Here is an 18248-nt window from a genome sequence, read left to right on the forward strand (position 1 = left end):
ATTCAAGTTGTAATTGAAGCGCGGCAGAGGTAAGCGGCGGGGTACAGGGGCAATCATAACCCATTTTCAGGGAAAGTGTAGACGCGCAGGCCAGGGCTTGTTGTCACCCGTCCTCATTGCGACTGCTTCGGCGCCAACCGAGTACCGGCGCGGCTTTGCCCGCAGGCACGGAGCCCGGCGCAAGGGCCGCTCCGGGGCTGGCTGGCATACAATGCGCAACAGCGGCTGCGCGCAGGCGATTGAAAAAATCTGTTGGAGCAAGAGAAAAATACAATGGCCGTGCCGGCCATCCCTGCTCTTGTGCCACCTCTCGTGGCGCCTTGGCAGGGCGTCCGCGCTATCCTCACCAGCCCTCACCGAATCCAGAGAACAGAGAACGCATGCTGCTTGCTACCGTACCGATCCCGCCCACTCCCGATTTCTGGCAACAGGCCGTGCGTGCGCTGCTGCGCGAGGGCCAGCCGCTGGGCCAGGCGTTGCAGGCCCAGACAGCCGGAACGCTGGATTTCTCGGGCGTGCAGTTGATGGTGCCGGCGTTTTCCCACGCCCAGAATTTCAAGGCGGCCCTGGCCCGCGAACTGCGTCGTCCCTATATCGCCCCGCGCATCAATACGCTCTCGGGCCTGTTGGCGATGCAGCCGCCGGGCGAGCGTACGCCGCCCTCCGAGAGCGAGCGACTCATGCAGCTCTACGCGCAATTGCGCGAGCATGGCTGGCTCAAGAAAATGTTTTCCGCCCGTCGCAACGCCGATCTGCTGCCGCTGGCGCATACGCTGCTGTCCCTGTCCGATGAGCTGACCCTGGCATTGCTGCCGGAGATCCGCGCCAATGCTGATGGCGAAGACGCCGCCGTGGGCCGCTGGACCCAGGCCCTGGCGCAATTGCTGGAACCGCTGGCGCCTTCGGCGCACGGCATGCTCTCCGATGAAGCGGCGCTGGTGTGGCAGGTCTGGAAGACCCAGCTCGATGCCCAGGACCGCATCGTGCAGCGCTTCGATGCGATGCTGGCCCTGGCCGAGCAGGCCAGCCTGCCACTGGTATGGGTCAGCCCGACCGAGCCGGAGCCGCTGGATGCGGCCTTCCTCGCAGCCTATGCGCAGCGCCAGCCGGTGCGCATCGTCACGCTGGACTGGCGTCGCGCAGCCATCGCACCACGGCATCCCTTGTATCTGTCGGCCTGGGAAGAACTGGTGCAGGACGATGACACCATCGCGCCGGAGCCCGGCGCGCCCGCCGCTGCCACTGCACCGTCCATCGCGCTACCGCGACTGTGCCCCGCCGCGGATCTGGAGAACGCCGCCGTGCAAAGCGCACAGATCGTGTTGCGCTGGCTGCAGCAGGGCAAGACCGACATCGCCATCGTGGCCCAGGATCGCGTCACCGCACGTCGCCTGCGCGCCCTGCTGGAGCGCGCCGAAGTGTCCGTGGCCGACGAGACCGGCTGGAAGCTCTCCACCACCCGCGCCGCCGCCGCCCTGGCGGCCTGGAACGACCTGGTCTCGGCCCGGGGCGAAACCAATGCACTGCTGGACTTGCTGAAATCGCCCTTCGTCTTCCCCGACGATGCCGACCGCACCGACCGCGTCATGCGCATCGAGGCGCGCCTGCGCCGTACCAATATCGCCGGTGACTGGCAGGCGCTGCAATCGGCCTTCGCCGAGACAGGGCGTGAGGATGAGCTGGCCTGCATCATGACGCTGGCCAGGCAGGCCGCGCGCTTCGGTGGTCGCAAGACGCTGGCGCAATGGTGCGAGACGCAACGCGGCCTGTGCCAGGCGCTGGGCATGGACGCCGCGCTGCGCGCCGATGGCGCGGGGGAGCAATGCCTGCTGATGCTCGACGAGATCGCCGCCGAACAAGGTGGCCTGAGCGATACGTTCAGCTTCGCCGAATGGCGCGCGCTGCTCAACCTGCGCCTGGATGCCACTTCCTTCATGCCGCCGATCAAGGACCGGCGCGTCGTGATGCTGCCGCTGAACGGCGCGCGGCTGCGGCGTTTCGAGGCGGTACTGGTGATCGGTGCCGATGCCGCGCATTTACCTTCACCTCCGCAGGAAACCCTGTTCTTCTCCAATGCCGTACGGCGCGAGCTGAACCTGGCCACGCGGGCCACGCGCCAGCGTCAGCAATTGCGCGATCTCACCGAATTGCTGTGCGTGAATCCGGAGGTGGTGCTGTGCTGGCAGACTCATCAGGAGGGCGAACCCAATCCGGTCAGCCCGTGGATCCAGCGCCTCGAACTGAAGCTGGCGCAGCAGGGCGCCGCGGCACTGGAACGCGTGACGCTGCCGCCACCGGTGAAGCCATTGCGTGCCGTAGTCTCATCCATGCCCATGCCGAGCGCACCGGATCTGTTGCCGACGTCCTTGTCGGCCAGCGGCTTCGGCAGTTTTCTGGCGTGCCCCTATCAATTCTTCGCGCAACGCATGCTGCGCGTGGCGGTGATGGATGAGTTGTCGGACATGCCAGAGAAGCGCGACTACGGCAGCTGGCTGCACGAAATTCTTTATCGTTATCACGCCCACCTGCGCGATAACGCCACCCCGCTGCCAGCCCGCGCGCCGCTGCTGGCGCAGTTTTCCGAGGAGGTGTTCCAGCGCGAGATGCAGCGCCATCCGGCGGCGCTGGCCTTCCATGCGCGCTGGCAGAAGGTGATGCCGGCCTATCTCCTGTGGGCCAATGAGCGCGAAGCCGAGGGCTGGCATTTTGCCTTCGGTGAAGAAGCGCAATCACACGCCCTGCAGTGGGAAGACGGCGGTATCGAATTGGTCGGGCGCCTCGACCGCGTGGATCGCAATGCCGATGGCGAGCGCGCCGTGCTCGACTACAAGACCCGTCCCGTCGGCCAGCTCCGGCAGAAGGTCAAGGAAGAGGACGACCATCAGCTGGCCTTCTACGGCCTGCTCGCCGGTGGCAGGGTGGAACACGCACACTACGTCGCCCTTGAACTCGGCCCCGACAAGAAAACCGGCGATGCCGCCGCCCCTGATTTCGTACGCCAACAGAAGATGCTCCAGCAACAGATCACCACCACCATGCACGCCGTCGCCCACGGCGCAGCCCTGCCGGCCAACGGCATCGAATCGGTCTGCCAGTATTGCGAGATGCGTGGCCTGTGCCGCAAGGGAGCGTGGCTGTGAGCGCCGCCGACAAGCAAGCCGCCGCCTACGAGGTCAATGGTCAGGCGGTGGAGGCTGCCGTCTTCACGCGCGCAGCCTGCGATCCGCGCCATTCGGTCGTGGTGGAAGCCTGCGCCGGCAGCGGCAAGACCTGGCTGCTGGTGGCGCGCATGTTGCGCTTGCTGCTCTCCGGTGCGCAGGCGCCGGAACTGCTGGCCATCACCTTCACCCGCAAGGCCGCCCAGGAAATGCGCGAGCGCCTGCTCGAACTGCTCCATGAACTGGCCCTGGCCGATGACACGCAGGCCGCTACCCTGTTGCGCGAGCGCGGCGTGGCCGAACCCGATCTGCCGCGGCTGCTGCCGATCGCGCGTGGACTCTACGAGCGCATCCTCGCCTCAGAACAGAGCCTGTCCATCGATACCTTCCATAGCTGGTTCGCGCGTTTGTTGCAGATTGCACCTTTGGCCTCGGGGGTGCCCCACGGCTATACCCTGACCGAAAAGAATGGCGAACTGCTGGACGAAGCCTACCGTCGCTTCATGCAGCAGCTGCGCGATCCCGAGGGCGCCCCCATCAAGGCGGCGTTGCTGGAACTCTATGAACTGGCCGGCGATTTCAATGCACGCCAGTTGCTCGATGCCTTCATCGACAAGCGTGCCGAATGGTGGGCCGCTACCCAGGACGACGTTGAAGAGGGGGAGGACGGCGCTGCGATACCTGCGCCCCTGCGCTGGCTGGAAGCCCTGTGCGGCGACGATGCGCAGCGTGATGCGCGCCTGTCGCTGTGGGATGATCCCGCGCTGGTAGCGCGTGCCAGCCAGATCGCCCTCCTGCTGGGGCAGGGCGGCAAGCCCAACAAGGACCGTGCGGTGGCCATCGAATCGGCCTTGACGGCGGGTGCCGCGCTGGACAACTTCGATGCGCTCTGCAACCAGTTCGTCGACGACAAGGACAAGCCGCGCAAGAACGGCAAGGCCAAGTCCCTGCTGGCCGCACTGGCGCAGCACTTCGGCACCGGCGAGGAGGCTGCGCTGGCGGCCTTTGAAGAGGAGTTCAATGCAGTTGGCAACGAACTGCGCAAGTTGCAGGGACGCAGCAAGGAAAAGGCCGTACTGCAACTCAACCGCGCCCTCTTCACGGCAGGCCGCGCCTACCTGGCCTGCTACCAGGAAGTGAAGTCCGAACAGCGCGCGCTGGACTTTGCCGACCTCGAATGGCAGGCCTACCGCCTGCTGCGCAACGAGGCCAGCGCGGCCTATCTGCAGACCCGGCTGGATGCGCGCTACAAGCACATCCTGCTGGATGAATTCCAGGATACCAATCCGCTGCAATGGTGCATCGTGCGCAGCTGGCTGGATGCCTATGGCGATGATGCGGCTCAGCCCAGCGTGTTCGTGGTGGGCGATCCCAAGCAGTCCATCTACCGCTTCCGCCGTGCCGAACCGCGCGTGTTCGTCGCCGCGCGCGAGATGCTGGGGGCGCAGGGCGCAGCCATCCTGCGCGCCAACCAGACGCGCCGCAATGCCTCGGCCGTGGTCGATGTACTGAATCGTTCATTCGTCATGGGTGGCAATCCGCTGTTTGCGCAGCAGACCACGCTGGGCCTTGCCGGGGGCGAGGTGTGGCGGCTTCCGCTGGCGCGTCAGGATGATGATGCAGAAAACGTCAATGCGCCTGAAACCGCCGACGAATCGGCTTCCCACGAGGCCACGGAAAACGCTGAAGACATCATCCCCTGGCGCAATCCGCTGACCACGCCACGCGGTGAGCAAGACGATGCCCGCCGCCTGCTGGAAGGACAGGCGCTGGCGCAGGCCTTGCTCAAAGCCTGTCGCGAAGTGCCGGTGGCCGAAGGCCGGGGTACTCGGCCGATGCGCTGGGGCGACATCATGCTGCTGGTGCGCAAGCGTACGCACCTGGCCGCCTATGAGAGCGCCTTGCGCGCCGCCGGGATTCCCTTCATTTCCGACAAGCGCGGCGGTCTGCTCGAATCGCTGGAGATCGCCGACCTGATTGCGCTGCTGACCTTCCTCATCACCCCCAACGATACGCGGGCGCTGGCCCATGTTCTCAAGAGCCCGATCATCGGGGCCGCCGACGATGAGCTGGTGCAGATCGCCCGCCGGGTGGCGCATTCCGAGAGTGGCCACTGGTGGCAGCATCTGCAGGAGATGCAGGATCAAGGCGCGGCTCCGGCCGCCCTGGTGCGCGCCGTGACCCTGCTGCGGCGCTGGCTGCAGGCCGCACCGCACCTGCCGGTGCATGACCTGCTGGACATGATCCTGCATCAGGGCGAACTGGTGGCGCGCTATGCGCAGCATGCCTCGCCGCTCACGCGCAACCAGACGCTGGGCAATATCGCGGCCTTCGTCGAGTTGTCGCTGAACATGGATGCCGGACGCTATCCCAGCCTGCCCAAGTTCATCGATGCCTTGCGGCTCCTGCAGCGCAGCTCGGGCGGTGATGCGCCCGACGAGGCCAGCGTCGACGCCAGCGCCGATGCGGTGCGCATTCTCACGGTGCACAGCGCCAAGGGGCTGGAAGCGCCGGTGGTGGCCATTCTCGACGCCAATCACAGTGACGGGATGGAAGACAATCTCGGCATCCTCTGCGCCTGGCCGCAAGACCGGGATGCACCGACCCACTTCTCTGCCTTCGGCCGACGCAGCGAGCGCGGCGCTGCGCGCGCCCCGCTGTTCGAGGAAGAGGAAAGCCTGAAGACACAGGAAGACTGGAATCTGCTCTACGTTGCCGTCACGCGCGCCAAGCAGTTGCTGCTGGTCTCAGGCGTGGCCGGCACGCGCGGTGCGGGCGAGGGTGGCGTGGTGGAAGGCAGCTGGTACCAGCGTCTTTTCGCCAGCGATGCGCCGGTGCGCGAGATCAGCGGGGAGGCCGTTCACGGCGCCGATGCCGCCGCCATCGAGGAGCAATTCTCGCTGGCGCTGTTCGATCCCGAACCGGTGCCGATGTCGCTGTTTGGCGCAGCGCAGGACGATGAAGAGGCGCTGCCCGAGGTCGATGCCGATGGCACGCTGGTCAGCACCGAGGCCATCGATGAAGGCGTGGCCCTGCATGCGCTGCTGGAGCGGCTCACGCATGGCAGTGCATGGCCGCTGCAGCTGCCGTCGTCGTCCGCGCTGGTGCGCTGGCTGGGCATCTCTGCGCAGATGGCACAGGTGGTGCATGCGCAGGCGCGCGTGGTGCTGGCGCAGCCGCAGCTGGAGCGCTTCTTCAATCCGGCGCTGCATCGCTGGGCACGCAATGAGATGGAGATCGTCGCGCCAGCGGGGGTGATGCGGCTCGATCGCGTGGTCATGTTCGATGACGAAGTCTGGGTGCTCGATTACAAGCGTCGCCTGCTCGACAGCGAACGCGCCGATTATGCCGCGCAGCTGGCCCGTTACCGCAGCGCGCTCATGTCAGTCTTTTCCGACAAGCGAATCAGGTCTGCGCTGATTACCGCCGATGGCGCACTGATGGAATATTGAGGCTCCCCCAACTACATTCATCTTCTCAATGCGCTTCGGATAACTTCCAGAAATTCAATAACTATCAAATCAGGAAATCAAGATTTCCGTTGTAGGTAAAAAAAAGATCATCGCGTAGAGCAAGAGTGATATCTTCTGTGCTCCGAGTTTTCCGGTGGGCGATTTTTTTGGGAAAATCCTCTCTCCGGACTCGGGCCCGATCTCGTCGGGCAGTTCGACAAGCGCATGCCAGGCATGTTGCTCACGCGATCCGCATCGAGCATGTCACCTGATGGCTTGCCAGTGCGGTTCAACACCTAATCGTTACAGGAGGAGATATGGAGTGGGCTCTTCCGTCGTTCACCCTCGCACAGACGCTGCAATGGAATGCCCTGCTGGTATTCGGCGGCCTGCTGCTGTTCGGGCTGATCGCGGGCTATGTAGTTTCCAAGTCCCCATGGGTGCCACGCATCACGGGTTATTTGCTGGTCGGCTTCCTGCTGGGAGCGGGCGGTTTCAATCTGCTCTCCGGTGAAGTCCTCAAGGTCACCAACATCTTTGCCGACATCGCTGTCGCCCTGGTGGTCTATCAGCTGGGTCGCTATGTCGACATCGGCTGGCTGCGTCGCGAAAAATGGCTGATGATCACGGTGGCCGTCTCGGCCGTGCTGTGCTTCGGCTTCGTCAGCATCGCCCTGACCTGGTTCGGGACCGATTCGGTGATGGCGCTCTTGGGTGGCGTGATGGCCATTGCCACCGCACCTGCCGTGGTGCTGGTGGTGTTGCGCGACCTCAAGGCCGAAGGCCAGGTCACGCGGCGCCTGGCGGCCATGACCGCGCTCAACAATTTCGTTGCCGTGCTGGCCGCCTATGCGCTTCTGCCGGTGATTGCGCATGAGGCGGGAACACCTGTCTGGACCTTGATCCAGCACACCCTGTATTCCCTGATCGGCTCGGCCATTCTGGCCTATCTCACCTACTGGCTGATGATGCCGCTGGCGCGCCTGCTGGGTCGCGAGAACAGTTCGCAGTTCGTGCTGGTGATCTCGGTGATCGCACTGGCCATCGGCGTGGCGCATGCACTGCATCTGCCGGTGATGCTGTCCATGCTGATCTTCGCCATCCTCTCCAAGAACCTGGATCGCCAGTTCGATCTGATGGAGCTGGAGTTTGGCGTGGCCAATGAACTGTTCGTGGTGATGCTGTTCGTCACCGTGGGTGCGTCCATGAAGTTGTCGGACCTGAGCCTGTTGGGCTTCTCGGTACTGATCCTGATCGCGGCGCGCTTTCTGGCCATGGGCCTGGGCATCTTCCTGTTCGCCCGCTTTGCGCGCATGAACTGGCGTCAGGCCGGCCTGCTCACGCTGGGTACCTTGCCCATGACGGAAGTGGGCGTGGGCCTGATGCAAACGGTCTCGTCGCTGTATCCGCACACCACGGCCAATGTCTTGCCGCTGCTGGCGGGAAGCATGGTGGTCCTGGAATTCCTGGGACCGGTGGCAACCCAGTTTGCCCTGATCAAATCGGGAGAGAGTGGACGCGAATGAATACCGACACACTGATCCGCAACGAACACGACGACCCTGCCCACCGCGCCCACGTGGCCGGACCGCAGGGCAGCGCCGGCATCCTGCCGTTCGGTTCTTCCACGCCCTTCACCATGGGCATCGAGCTGGAACTGCAACTGGTCAACCGCCGCAACTACAACCTCGCCAGCGATGCGGTCGACCTGCTCAACTGGATCGAGCCGCGCGACCTGCAAAAGCAGATCAAGCTGGAAATGACGCAGGGGATGATCGAGCTGAACTCCGGCATCCATACCCGCGTCGATGAACTGATCGAGGAATTGAAGGGCTTGCGTGCCGCCTTGAACCGGGGCGCGCAGTATCTCAACATCGATGTCTCCGGCGGCGGCGCGCATCCCTTCCAGCACTGGAACGAGCAGCGCATCACGCCCAGCGAGCGCTTCCATCACTTGCACGAGAAATACGGCTACCTGGCCAAGACCTTCACCGTCTTTGGTCAGCACATCCACATCGGTGTGGAGAACGGCGATGATGCGCTGTACCTCACGCATGGCTTCTCGCGCTACGTACCGCACTTCATTGCGCTGTCGGCGGCCTCGCCCTTCTACCAGGGCGCCGATACCAAGTTCGATTCCTCGCGCAGCAACGTGGTGCGCGCGTTCCCGTTGTCGGGCACGGCACCGGTACATACCATCTGGGCCGAGTTCGAGACGTATTACGATGAGTTGCTGCAGATGGGCATCATCGCCAGCATGAAGGACTTTTATTGGGATATCCGTCCCAAGCCCGAGTACGGCACCGTGGAAATCCGCGTCTGCGATACCCCGCTCACCATCGAGCATGCCGCGCATTTGGGCGCGTATGCGCAACTGCTGGCACGCTGGATCCTGAGCGAGCGACCCTTCGTCATCGGCGATGATTTCTATCTGCTGTATCAGTACAACCGCTTCGAGGCCAGCCGCTTCGGGCTCAATGGCCAGCTCGCCCTGCATGGCGCCACGCCATCGCAATCGCGCAAGCTGCCCATCTATGAGCATCTGCTGCAGCAGTTGCAGCTGCTGGAGCCGTATGTGGCCAATGAGGCCGAGCAGCAGACCCTCGCGCGCCTGCGTCGCATCGCACATGATCGCCTGTCCGACGCCAGCTGGCTGCGCCAGATGTTTGCCCAGCGCGGTTCGCTCAATGACATGATGCGCTTGTCTTCGGAATTGTGGATGGGCGTAGAGCCGCCGCCGTATTTCCAGTAAACGATATAAACGATTGCTTAAGATAATATTGCATCAAAGTTGAGGCACCTGGCATTGCGTGTGTTTGCAGAGCGTGCGCAATGATGGGAGGGAGAAGGCGAAGGGCCGGTATCGAAAGATGCCGGTCCTTCGTCTTTGTGGCATCTGGAAACGGCGTTGTGTGCCGGTGCTTGTGTTTTCGGGGCAGGATCGCGGACAATCACGGCTTTGAAGCGACCTCGGGCTGCACCGAGATGCGTGCCGGAGCGAGCATGAGCAAGAACAATCCCAATCATTTTGATGTCGCCATCATCGGCGCCGGTGCGGCCGGCATGATGTGTGCCGCCGTGGCGGGCCAGCGCGGTCGGCGCGTGGTACTGATCGACCACGCCGCCAAGCTGGCCGAGAAGATCCGTATCTCCGGCGGTGGCCGCTGCAATTTCACCAATGTGGGCGCGGGGCCGCAGCATTATCTCTCGCAAAATCCCCATTTCTGTCGCAGCGCCTTGTCGCGTTATACGCCGCAGGATTTCATCGGCCTGGTCAAGCGCCATCGCATCGGCTTCCATGAGAAGCACAAGGGGCAGCTCTTCTGCGATGACTCCGCCGAGGACATCATCGCCATGCTCAAGGCGGAATGCGACGCGGGCAACGTCAGCTGGCGCATGCCCTGCACGGTGCAGGAGGTGGGCAAGACCGGCGAACTGTTCCGCGTGGCCACCAGCGCCGGCGAGATCCAGGCCGCGAGTCTGGTCATTGCCACGGGTGGCTTGTCCATCCCCAAGATCGGTGCGACCGACTTCGCTTATCGCATCGCCCGTCAGTTCGATCTGAAGCTGGTCGAGACCCGTCCGGGCCTGGTGCCGCTGACCTTCGACGGCAAGGCCTGGCAGTCGCTTGTCGAACTGGCCGGCATCGCGCTGGAAGTGGCGGTGGAGACGGGCGTGAAGAAGGAGAACGGGTATTTCCTGGAAGACCTGTTGTTCACCCATCGCGGTTTGTCGGGGCCGGCCATTCTGCAGATTTCCAGTTACTGGAAGCCCGGCACGCCGCTGATGCTGAACCTCTTGCCGGGGTTGGATGTGGGCCAGTTCCTGATCCACGGCAAGGGCACGCTCAAGAAGAACCTCGGCAATCTGCTGGCGCAATGGCTGCCCAATCGCCTGGCCGAGGGCTGGCTCAAGATCAACGGCTTCGATGCCGGGGCGCGCATTGCCGACATGCCCGACAAATCCCTGAGGAAGCTGGGCGATTCGCTGAACCACTGGGTCATCCTGCCCAGCGGCTCGGAAGGCTACCGCAAGGCCGAGGTCACGCTGGGCGGGGTGGATACCCGTGAACTCTCGCAGCAGACCATGATGGCCAGCAAGGTGCCGGGACTGCATTTCATCGGCGAGGCCATGGACGTCACCGGCTGGCTCGGCGGCTACAATTTCCAGTGGGCCTGGGCCTCAGGTGTGGCGGCGGGTTTGGCGGTATGAGCCGGGCCTGGAAGGCCGATGTCTGACTTGTTTCTTCATTTGCCCTTGACTTCAGGTGAAGGATCATCTTGACTGTGATAAGTGACTGATTCTTATCCGTTTTTTACCACGGTGGTGGAAAAAATGCCACGTTTGGCCTTCCAATCGGATGCCAGTCCTGCTACAATCGCTTTCTTTGCTAATCCAACCTAACCTTTTTGGTTTGAATTTACATGACCACTATTCGCGTTAAAGAGAACGAGCCGTTCGAAGTTGCAATGCGTCGCTTCAAGCGCACCATCGAGAAGACCGGTCTGCTGACCGAACTGCGCGCACGCGAGTTCTACGAAAAGCCGACCGCTGAGCGCAAGCGCAAGCTGGCAGCTGCCGTGAAGCGTCACTACAAGCGTATCCGCAGCCAACAGCTGCCGAAGAAGCTGTACTAAGAATTTCTCGCCGCACACTCGTGCGGCCGATGTGTAAACCCGCTCCGGTGTTGGTCCGCAGCGGGTTTTCGCATTTATTCCCGATTTGTCGTGGTGTTTTCTCCGGGCGGCCGGCTGGCCTGGTTTTTCCTATGGGTACCCCCAAATAGGAAGGAAAGCACCAAATCGGGCTGGCGATAAGCCCATCCATGTTCTACGATCCTAAGACCGGGGCTGCCTTGTTGCCGCCCGGAATACTGGATGCGGGATGGCGCCAGATCGCAGAATACTCATCCACCTCATCTTCGGAGTACCCCATGGGTTTGAAAGAGCAGATCACGGAAGACATGAAGGCCGCCATGCGCGCCAAGGACATGGGCAAGCTGGGCACCATCCGCCTCTTGACCGCCGCGATGAAGCAGAAGGAAGTCGATGAACGCGTCGAACTGACCGACGCTCACGTGCTGGCCATCATCGACAAGATGGTCAAGCAGCGCAAGGATTCCATTTCGCAGTTCGAAGCGGGTGGTCGCCAGGATCTGGCTGACGTCGAGAAGGCCGAGCTGGCCGTGCTGGCCACCTACATGCCGGCCAGCCTGTCGGATGACGAGATCAAGGCCGAAGTCCAGGCCGCCGTGGCCGCCACCGGCGCTGCCGGTCCGCAGGACATGGGCAAGGTCATGGGCGTGTTGAAGCCCAAGCTGGCCGGACGTGCTGACATGACCGCCGTGTCCGCGATGGTCAAGGCCGCGCTGGCTTCTTGAGCAGCGTCTTCGTCGCGTTGTTGCCAAGCTTGCTGCCCAGGTGATTCCTCAGTCGTTCATCCAGGACCTGTTGAACCGCGTCGACATCGTCGACGTGGTCGGTCGCTATGTGCAACTGAAGAAGGGCGGCGCCAACTTCATGGGCCTGTGCCCCTTCCACAACGAGAAATCCCCCAGCTTTACCGTCAGCCCGACCAAGCAGTTCTATCACTGCTTCGGCTGCGGTGCCCATGGGACGGCGATCAGTTTCCTGATCGAGTATTCCGGCATGGGTTTCGTGGAAGCGGTCAAGGATCTGGCTCAGAACGTGGGCATGGTGGTCCCTGAGCGCGAGGACAGCATCCCCCTGGCCCAGCGTCAGGAAAAACAGGCCAGGAGCATGGCGCTGTCGGACGTGATGACGCGCGCCAATGATTTCTATCGTCACCAGTTGCGTAGCGCCCAGCCTGCCATTGGCTACCTGAAGGGGCGCGGTCTGACCGGCGAGATCGCCGCGCGCTTCGGTCTGGGCTATTCGCCCGACGAGTGGGACAGCCTGCGTCAGGTCTTTCCTGATTACGAGAACGAGGTGCTGGTCGAGTCCGGCCTGGTGATCGACAAGAGCGAAGAAGGGGGCGGTCATCGCAAGCGCTATGACCGCTTCCGTGGTCGCATCATGTTCCCCATCCGCAATACCAAAGGCCAGGTGATCGGCTTTGGTGGTCGCGTGATGGATGGTGGCGAACCCAAGTACCTGAACTCGCCCGAAACGCCGCTGTTCCAGAAGGGCAGCGAGCTCTACGGTCTGTTCGAAGCGCGCCAGGCGATCCGCGAAGCCGGTTACGTGCTGGTCACCGAAGGCTACATGGATGTGGTGGCGTTGGCTCAGCTGGGTTTCCCGCAGGCCGTGGCCACGCTGGGTACGGCGTGTACGCCCATCCACGTGCAGAAGCTGGTGCGCCAGACCGATCAGGTGATCTTCAGCTTCGATGGCGACAATGCCGGCCGCCGCGCCGCCCGCCGCGCACTGGAAGCCTGTCTGCCGCACGCCTCGGACAACAAGACCATCAAGTTCCTGTTCCTGCCCAAGGAGCACGACCCCGACAGCTACGTGCGCGAGATGGGCGCGCCCGCCTTTGAAGAGCAGATTCGCGAGGCGTTGCCGCTGTCGCAGTTCCTGCTCAAGGAAATCATCGGCGAAAACGACCTGCGTACCCCCGAAGGCCGCGCCCACGCGCAGTTTGCCGCCAAGCCGCTCTTGCAGGCTCTGCCGGCATCCGGATTGCGGCTGCAGATCGTGCGCAGCGTGGCCCAGGCCACCCAGACCACGCCGGCCGAGCTGGAAGTGCTGTTCGAGCTGGAGAAACCGGTGGCGCGCGTACGCAGTGCCCCGCCGCGCAGCAAGCGCAGCGCTCCGCTCGGGCTGGAGCGTCAGATCATGCGACTGCTTGTGGCGCATCCACAACTCTCCGCCGATCTGGATGCGGCTGCGCTGGAGGCCATCGCCCGCATCGCGCCGGACCAGGCCGAGATGCTCGCGCATCTGGTCGGCGTGGCCCAGAGCATGGGCGAGCAGGCCAACTTTGCCGCGCTGGTCGAGCACCTGCGCGAGGGTGGTCCCGAGTTCGACTCGATGATCGCGGAAATCGCGGCCGAGTCGGAATCCGAATTCGATGTGGTGCGGGCCGAGATGGCCGGCGCCATCCGCCAGGCCAGGATCCGCGCCCTTGATGAGGAGATGCAGATGCTGGTGGCCTCCAACCTGCGCACCGAGGAAGAGCGCAATCGTTATCGCGAGCTGATGCAGCGCAAGGAATGGCTCAAGCGCCAGACCGGCGGCGCAGTCGCGGCAGGTTGAGTGCAGCTTCACCGGCAGGTGGAAAGAAGGAGATGGGCAGGCAGGGATTCCCGCAAGATTCAGCGGGACCAGGTCTGACGGGTGTGCAGGAGCAGTAGATGCCCGGATGTGGAAAACACGGTAAAGCGCTGCAAATTGTCGTGATTTACGCACCGGATCGCTGGCGGATGGCCGAATATCCCGCCTTGATCCCCGGGAAAAGGGCCCCATCTGTGCTATACTATAGGGCTTTAGTTCCGCCGGATGGCTCTTGCATCCCCACCCTGCGGCGACATGCCTTCAGCCCGGCGCATCGGGAGGAAGGACGGCAGAGAGCGGTATCGCTGCCGGATCGCAAGCGGCATGACTGCCTGCTGCACGCGATCAATGGCCCGCCGGTAAAAGGAACGTTGCGCGTGCAGCCGGAGTCTACCGGGCAACCGGTGTACCGGAGTTGCATCATTAGCATGATTTGATTGGCGCAATGAGTGAATTCTCAATTGGCAGTTGATTCTATGGCAAATGCAATGAAGAAACCCGCGAAAACTCCAGCAGCGTCGGCAAAGAGCAGCAAGACGGCCACGGCGGTAAAATCCACCGCCGTGGCCAAGACCTCCAGGGCGGTAGCCGCCACATCGCCCGTCAAGGGGACGGCGAAGGCAGCGGTCACCATCGTAAAACCCACGGCAAAGACTGCAGCAGCAGCGACGCCGAAAAAGACGGCAGTCAAGACAGCTGCCGCCAAGCCGGCCCGCGCCGCAGCGCCCAAGGCGACTGCAACGCCAGCCAACAAGTTACCTCAAGCCGCCGAACAAGCGGTTTCTGTGAAAGCGACGAAGACTTCCGTGACCACCAAGAAACCCGAAACCAAGACCGCCAAGACCACCAAAGCTGCACAGGTCGAAGGCAAAGACGTCAGCGCGACCGCCGCGTCGAGCGTAAGCCAAACCACTGATGCCGCTGCTCTGGCAGCCATCGACACGTCCGGCTATGTGCTGCCGAGCGTCAAGGTGCCGGGCCGCCGTGGTCGCAAGCCCAAGGAATTCCAGCCCGAGAGTGATGAAGTTGCAGCACTGAACACCATCGAGCGCACCGAACTGAAGGCTGCCGACAAGGCCAAGGCCAAGGATCGCAAGGCCAAGGAAAAGGCCCTGTTGAAGGACGCCTTCTCTTCCGACACCGAAGCCAGCGAAGAAGAGCTGGAGCGCCGTCGCCAGAAGTTGAAGACCCTGATCAAGCTGGGCAAGGAGCGTGGTTTCCTGACCTTCTCTGAAATCAACGACCACCTCCCGGAAAACATCGTCGACCCGGAAGCCATCGAAGGCATCATCGGCACCTTCAGCGACATGGGCATCTCGGTCTACGAGCACGCCCCTGATGCAGAAACGTTGCTGCTGTCGGACAACGTGGCCAACGTCGCCAGCGATGACGACGCCGAAGCCGCAGCCGAAGCCGCGCTGTCGACCGTCGATTCCGACTTCGGTCGTACCACCGACCCGGTGCGCATGTACATGCGTGAAATGGGCTCGGTCGAACTGCTGACCCGCGAAGGCGAAATCGAAATCGCCAAGCGCATCGAAGATGGCCTCAAGGACATGATCCAGGCCATCTCCGCCTGCCCGACCACGATCGCCGAGATCCTGGCTGCGGCGGACCGCATCTCCAAGGACGAGATCAAGGTCGACGAAATCGTCGATGGTCTGGTTGATCCGAATGAGAGCGAACAGCAGGTCGAGGCTGCCTCTTCCGACTCCGATGAGGACGACGAGGAAGAGGAAGAAGAGGAAGAAGACGAAGAGGAAGAAGAAAACGAGAGCAGCGGCTCGGGTGCAGCCGGTTTCTCCGCTGAACAGCTGGAGCAGTTGAAGCGCGACGCGCTGGGCAAGTTCGCCGTCATCGGCACCCAGTTCGAGAACATGCGCAAGGCTTTCGAGAAGGAAGGCTACAACTCCAAGCCTTACGTCAAGGCGCAGGAAATCATTTCCAACGAGCTGCTGGGCATCCGCTTCACCGCCAAGATCGTCGAGAAGCTGTGCGACACCTTGCGTGCGCAGGTGGACGAAGTGCGTACCGTGGAACGTCAGATCCTGGACGTGGCCGTCAACAAGTGCAACATGCCGCGTGCGCACTTCATCAAGGTGTTCCCGGGCAATGAAGTGAACCTGGACTGGGTGGATGGCGAAGTCGCCGCCAACCATGACTACAGCGCCGTGCTGAGCCGCAACGTGCCGGCCATCAAGGAGCTGCAGCAGAAGCTGATCGACCTGCAGGCGCGCGTGGTACTGCCGCTGCCGGATCTGCGTGCGATCAACAAGAAGATGGGCGCCGGCGAGAAGAAGGCGCGCATGGCCAAGCGTGAAATGACCGAGGCCAACCTGCGTCTGGTGATCTCGATCGCCAAGAAGTACACCAACCGTGGCCTGCAGTTCCTGGACCTGATCCAGGAAGGCAACATCGGTCTGATGAAGGCGGTGGACAAGTTCGAATATCGTCGCGGCTACAAGTTCTCGACCTATGCGACCTGGTGGATCCGTCAGGCCATCACTCGCTCCATTGCTGACCAGGCGCGCACTATCCGTATTCCGGTGCACATGATCGAAACGATCAACAAGATGAACCGCATCTCGCGTCAGATCTTGCAGGAGACCGGTGCCGAGCCTGATCCCGCGACCCTGGCGATCAAGATGGAAATGCCGGAAGACAAGATCCGCAAGATCATGAAGATCGCCAAGGAACCGATCTCCATGGAAACGCCGATCGGTGACGACGACGATTCGCATCTGGGCGACTTCATCGAAGACAACAACACGCTGGCGCCGGCCGATGCGGCGCTGCATGCGTCGATGCGCAACGTGGTCAAGGACATCCTGGATTCCCTGACCCCGCGCGAAGCGAAGGTGCTGCGCATGCGTTTCGGTATCGAGATGTCGACCGACCATACGCTGGAAGAAGTGGGCAAGCAGTTCGACGTGACCCGTGAGCGTATTCGCCAGATCGAAGCCAAGGCATTGCGCAAGCTGCGCCATCCTTCGCGTTCGGACAAGCTCAAGAGCTTCCTTGAAGGGAATTGATCTTAAGGGTGAGTCAGGATTGGCCGGCGAGATGTTAAAATCGCCGGCTGATTTTTTGGCCCCCTAGCTCATGCTTGGTTAGAGCAGCGGACTCATAATCCGTTGGTGCCGTGTTCGACTCACGGGGGGGCCACCAGTATTTAAAAAGGATTCCGAGTGATTGGAGTCCTTTTTTTTGTTTGTACCCAAGTAGGAAACTAAGCTGATCAAAAAGATAGTTCCGCTTTCCTCTTCGGGAATTTCTTCCAAAACACGCGCAACTATGGGATTTTGCGCGCTCTATGCGCAGTCAGCGAGTCGCGCTGGATGTGGCTTTGCGCTGGAATCCTGTTTTGCTTGGGATATGGGAATGAGCTAGAAGTGGCGCAAGGTCAATTGGTATATATAATCAACCAAAATCCAAATTCATATCGCAAAGAATGCCCATCCCCAATTACCAGTCCATCATGCTCCCCCTTCTTCGTCTGGCCAGTGATGGCAGGGAACATCGATTCAGAGATCTGGTAGAACAATTAGCCATTGATTTTGTTCTGACTGATGCCGAGCGTTCAGAAATGCTGCCAAGCGGAACTGCACCTCTTTTCGATAATCGAGTCGGGTGGGCGAGAACATACTTGAAGCAAGCCGGACTTCTCTATTCCGCAAAAAGAGGATTACTTCAGATCACTGACAGGGGCGCCGACCTTCTCAGGCAATCGCCGGCAAAAATTGATGTGGAGTTTCTGCGCCAATTTAAAGAGTTCCGCGAATTCCAAGTTCGACGGCGAACAAAGGATGCGGATACGTCCGGAGTCTTGGACATTTCAACGGAAATGAGTGATCAGACCCCGGAGGACGCCTTAGCCACCGCATACAGCACCCTTCGCAACAACCTCGAAGCTGATCTACTTGAGCAGGTGAAATCAATGTCTCCTGCATTTTTCGAAAGAGTTGTTATTGATCTACTGGTTGCGATGGGGTACGGCGGTTCTCGACAGGACGCTGCGAGCGCTGTTGGAAAGAGTGGCGACGGAGGAATTGACGGCATCATCAAAGAAGACCGTCTGGGCCTCGATGTCATATATGTCCAGGCCAAGAGGTGGGATGGAACGGTTGGAAGACCAGAAATCCAGAAATTCGCCGGTGCACTGCAGGGGCAGCGTGCAAACAAAGGGGTATTCATTACCACCTCAGTTTTTTCGAAAGATGCTGAAGATTACGCAAACATAATCAGCTCCAAGATCATTCTTCTAGACGGAAAGCAGCTAGCAAAATTTATGGTTGATCATAATGTCGGCGTCGCTCAAGTCGGCGTCTACGAGATAAAAAAGATCGACTCAGATTACTTCGAAGGTGAATAGGCATATTGTTGGATACTTGGCCCCGGCACTC

General features: G+C 61.6%; 11 protein-coding genes and 1 tRNA gene. 11 read left to right on the top strand and 1 reads right to left on the bottom strand.

Annotated features, from left to right (window positions below; all coding sequences use genetic code 11):
* The first annotated feature begins 380 nt into the window (after positions 1-380).
* The 8 genes from HNO82_RS02985 (at position 381) to dnaG (ending at position 13827) form a co-directional block, all read left to right on the top strand.
* Complete coding sequence (locus HNO82_RS02985) at positions 381-3140, top strand: PD-(D/E)XK nuclease family protein (RefSeq protein WP_175342699.1); 2760 nt, start codon at positions 381-383, stop codon at positions 3138-3140.
* Positions 3137-6610, top strand: a complete 3474-nt coding sequence (locus HNO82_RS02990) for a UvrD-helicase domain-containing protein (RefSeq protein WP_175342700.1) — start codon at positions 3137-3139, stop codon at positions 6608-6610. The genes HNO82_RS02985 and HNO82_RS02990 overlap by 4 nt, the downstream gene beginning before the upstream one ends.
* A gap of 317 nt (positions 6611-6927) precedes the next feature.
* Positions 6928-8136 carry a cation:proton antiporter gene (locus HNO82_RS02995; protein WP_175342701.1) on the top strand — a complete coding sequence of 403 codons (1209 nt, stop codon included), beginning with the start codon at positions 6928-6930 and terminating at the stop codon, positions 8134-8136.
* Positions 8133-9362: a YbdK family carboxylate-amine ligase gene (locus HNO82_RS03000; RefSeq protein ID WP_249776920.1), complete on the top strand. Its 1230-nt coding sequence runs from the start codon at positions 8133-8135 to the stop codon at positions 9360-9362. Before HNO82_RS02995 ends, HNO82_RS03000 begins: the two co-directional genes overlap by 4 nt.
* A gap of 251 nt (positions 9363-9613) precedes the next feature.
* Entirely contained in the window at positions 9614-10822 is a 1209-nt protein-coding gene (locus HNO82_RS03005) for a BaiN/RdsA family NAD(P)/FAD-dependent oxidoreductase (protein ID WP_175342702.1), read from the top strand.
* Positions 10823-11034: 212 nt separating this feature from the next.
* On the top strand, positions 11035-11247 hold the full coding sequence (rpsU, locus tag HNO82_RS03010) for a 30S ribosomal protein S21 (protein ID WP_006462949.1): 213 nt from the start codon (positions 11035-11037) through the stop codon (positions 11245-11247).
* Between the two features lie 296 nt (positions 11248-11543).
* Positions 11544-11990: a GatB/YqeY domain-containing protein gene (locus tag HNO82_RS03015; RefSeq protein WP_175342703.1), complete on the top strand. Its 447-nt coding sequence runs from the start codon at positions 11544-11546 to the stop codon at positions 11988-11990.
* A 40-nt stretch (positions 11991-12030) separates the two neighbouring features.
* Complete coding sequence (gene dnaG / locus HNO82_RS03020) at positions 12031-13827, top strand: DNA primase (RefSeq protein ID WP_008325809.1); 1797 nt, start codon at positions 12031-12033, stop codon at positions 13825-13827.
* 475 nt (positions 13828-14302) lie between these two features.
* Here dnaG and HNO82_RS22415 read toward each other — a convergent pair whose 3' ends face one another.
* Positions 14303-14536, bottom strand: coding sequence for a hypothetical protein (locus tag HNO82_RS22415; protein WP_349627547.1), 234 nt, complete (start codon positions 14534-14536; stop codon positions 14303-14305).
* Between the two features lie 115 nt (positions 14537-14651).
* Between HNO82_RS22415 and rpoD the strand changes: the two genes are divergently transcribed.
* From rpoD to HNO82_RS03035, 3 genes are all read left to right on the top strand, one after another.
* Positions 14652-16877: an RNA polymerase sigma factor RpoD gene (rpoD, locus tag HNO82_RS03025; protein WP_008325811.1), complete on the top strand. Its 2226-nt coding sequence runs from the start codon at positions 14652-14654 to the stop codon at positions 16875-16877.
* Between the two features lie 57 nt (positions 16878-16934).
* Positions 16935-17013 (top strand) — tRNA-Ile (locus tag HNO82_RS03030).
* A gap of 283 nt (positions 17014-17296) precedes the next feature.
* Positions 17297-18217, top strand: coding sequence for a restriction endonuclease (locus tag HNO82_RS03035; RefSeq protein ID WP_175342705.1), 921 nt, complete (start codon positions 17297-17299; stop codon positions 18215-18217).
* The last annotated feature ends 31 nt before the right edge of the window (positions 18218-18248 follow it).

Origin of the sequence: Herbaspirillum sp. C9C3, from assembly GCF_013359625.1 — a bacterium.
In the GTDB taxonomy this organism is placed as follows: Bacteria; Pseudomonadota; Gammaproteobacteria; order Burkholderiales; family Burkholderiaceae_D; genus Herbaspirillum.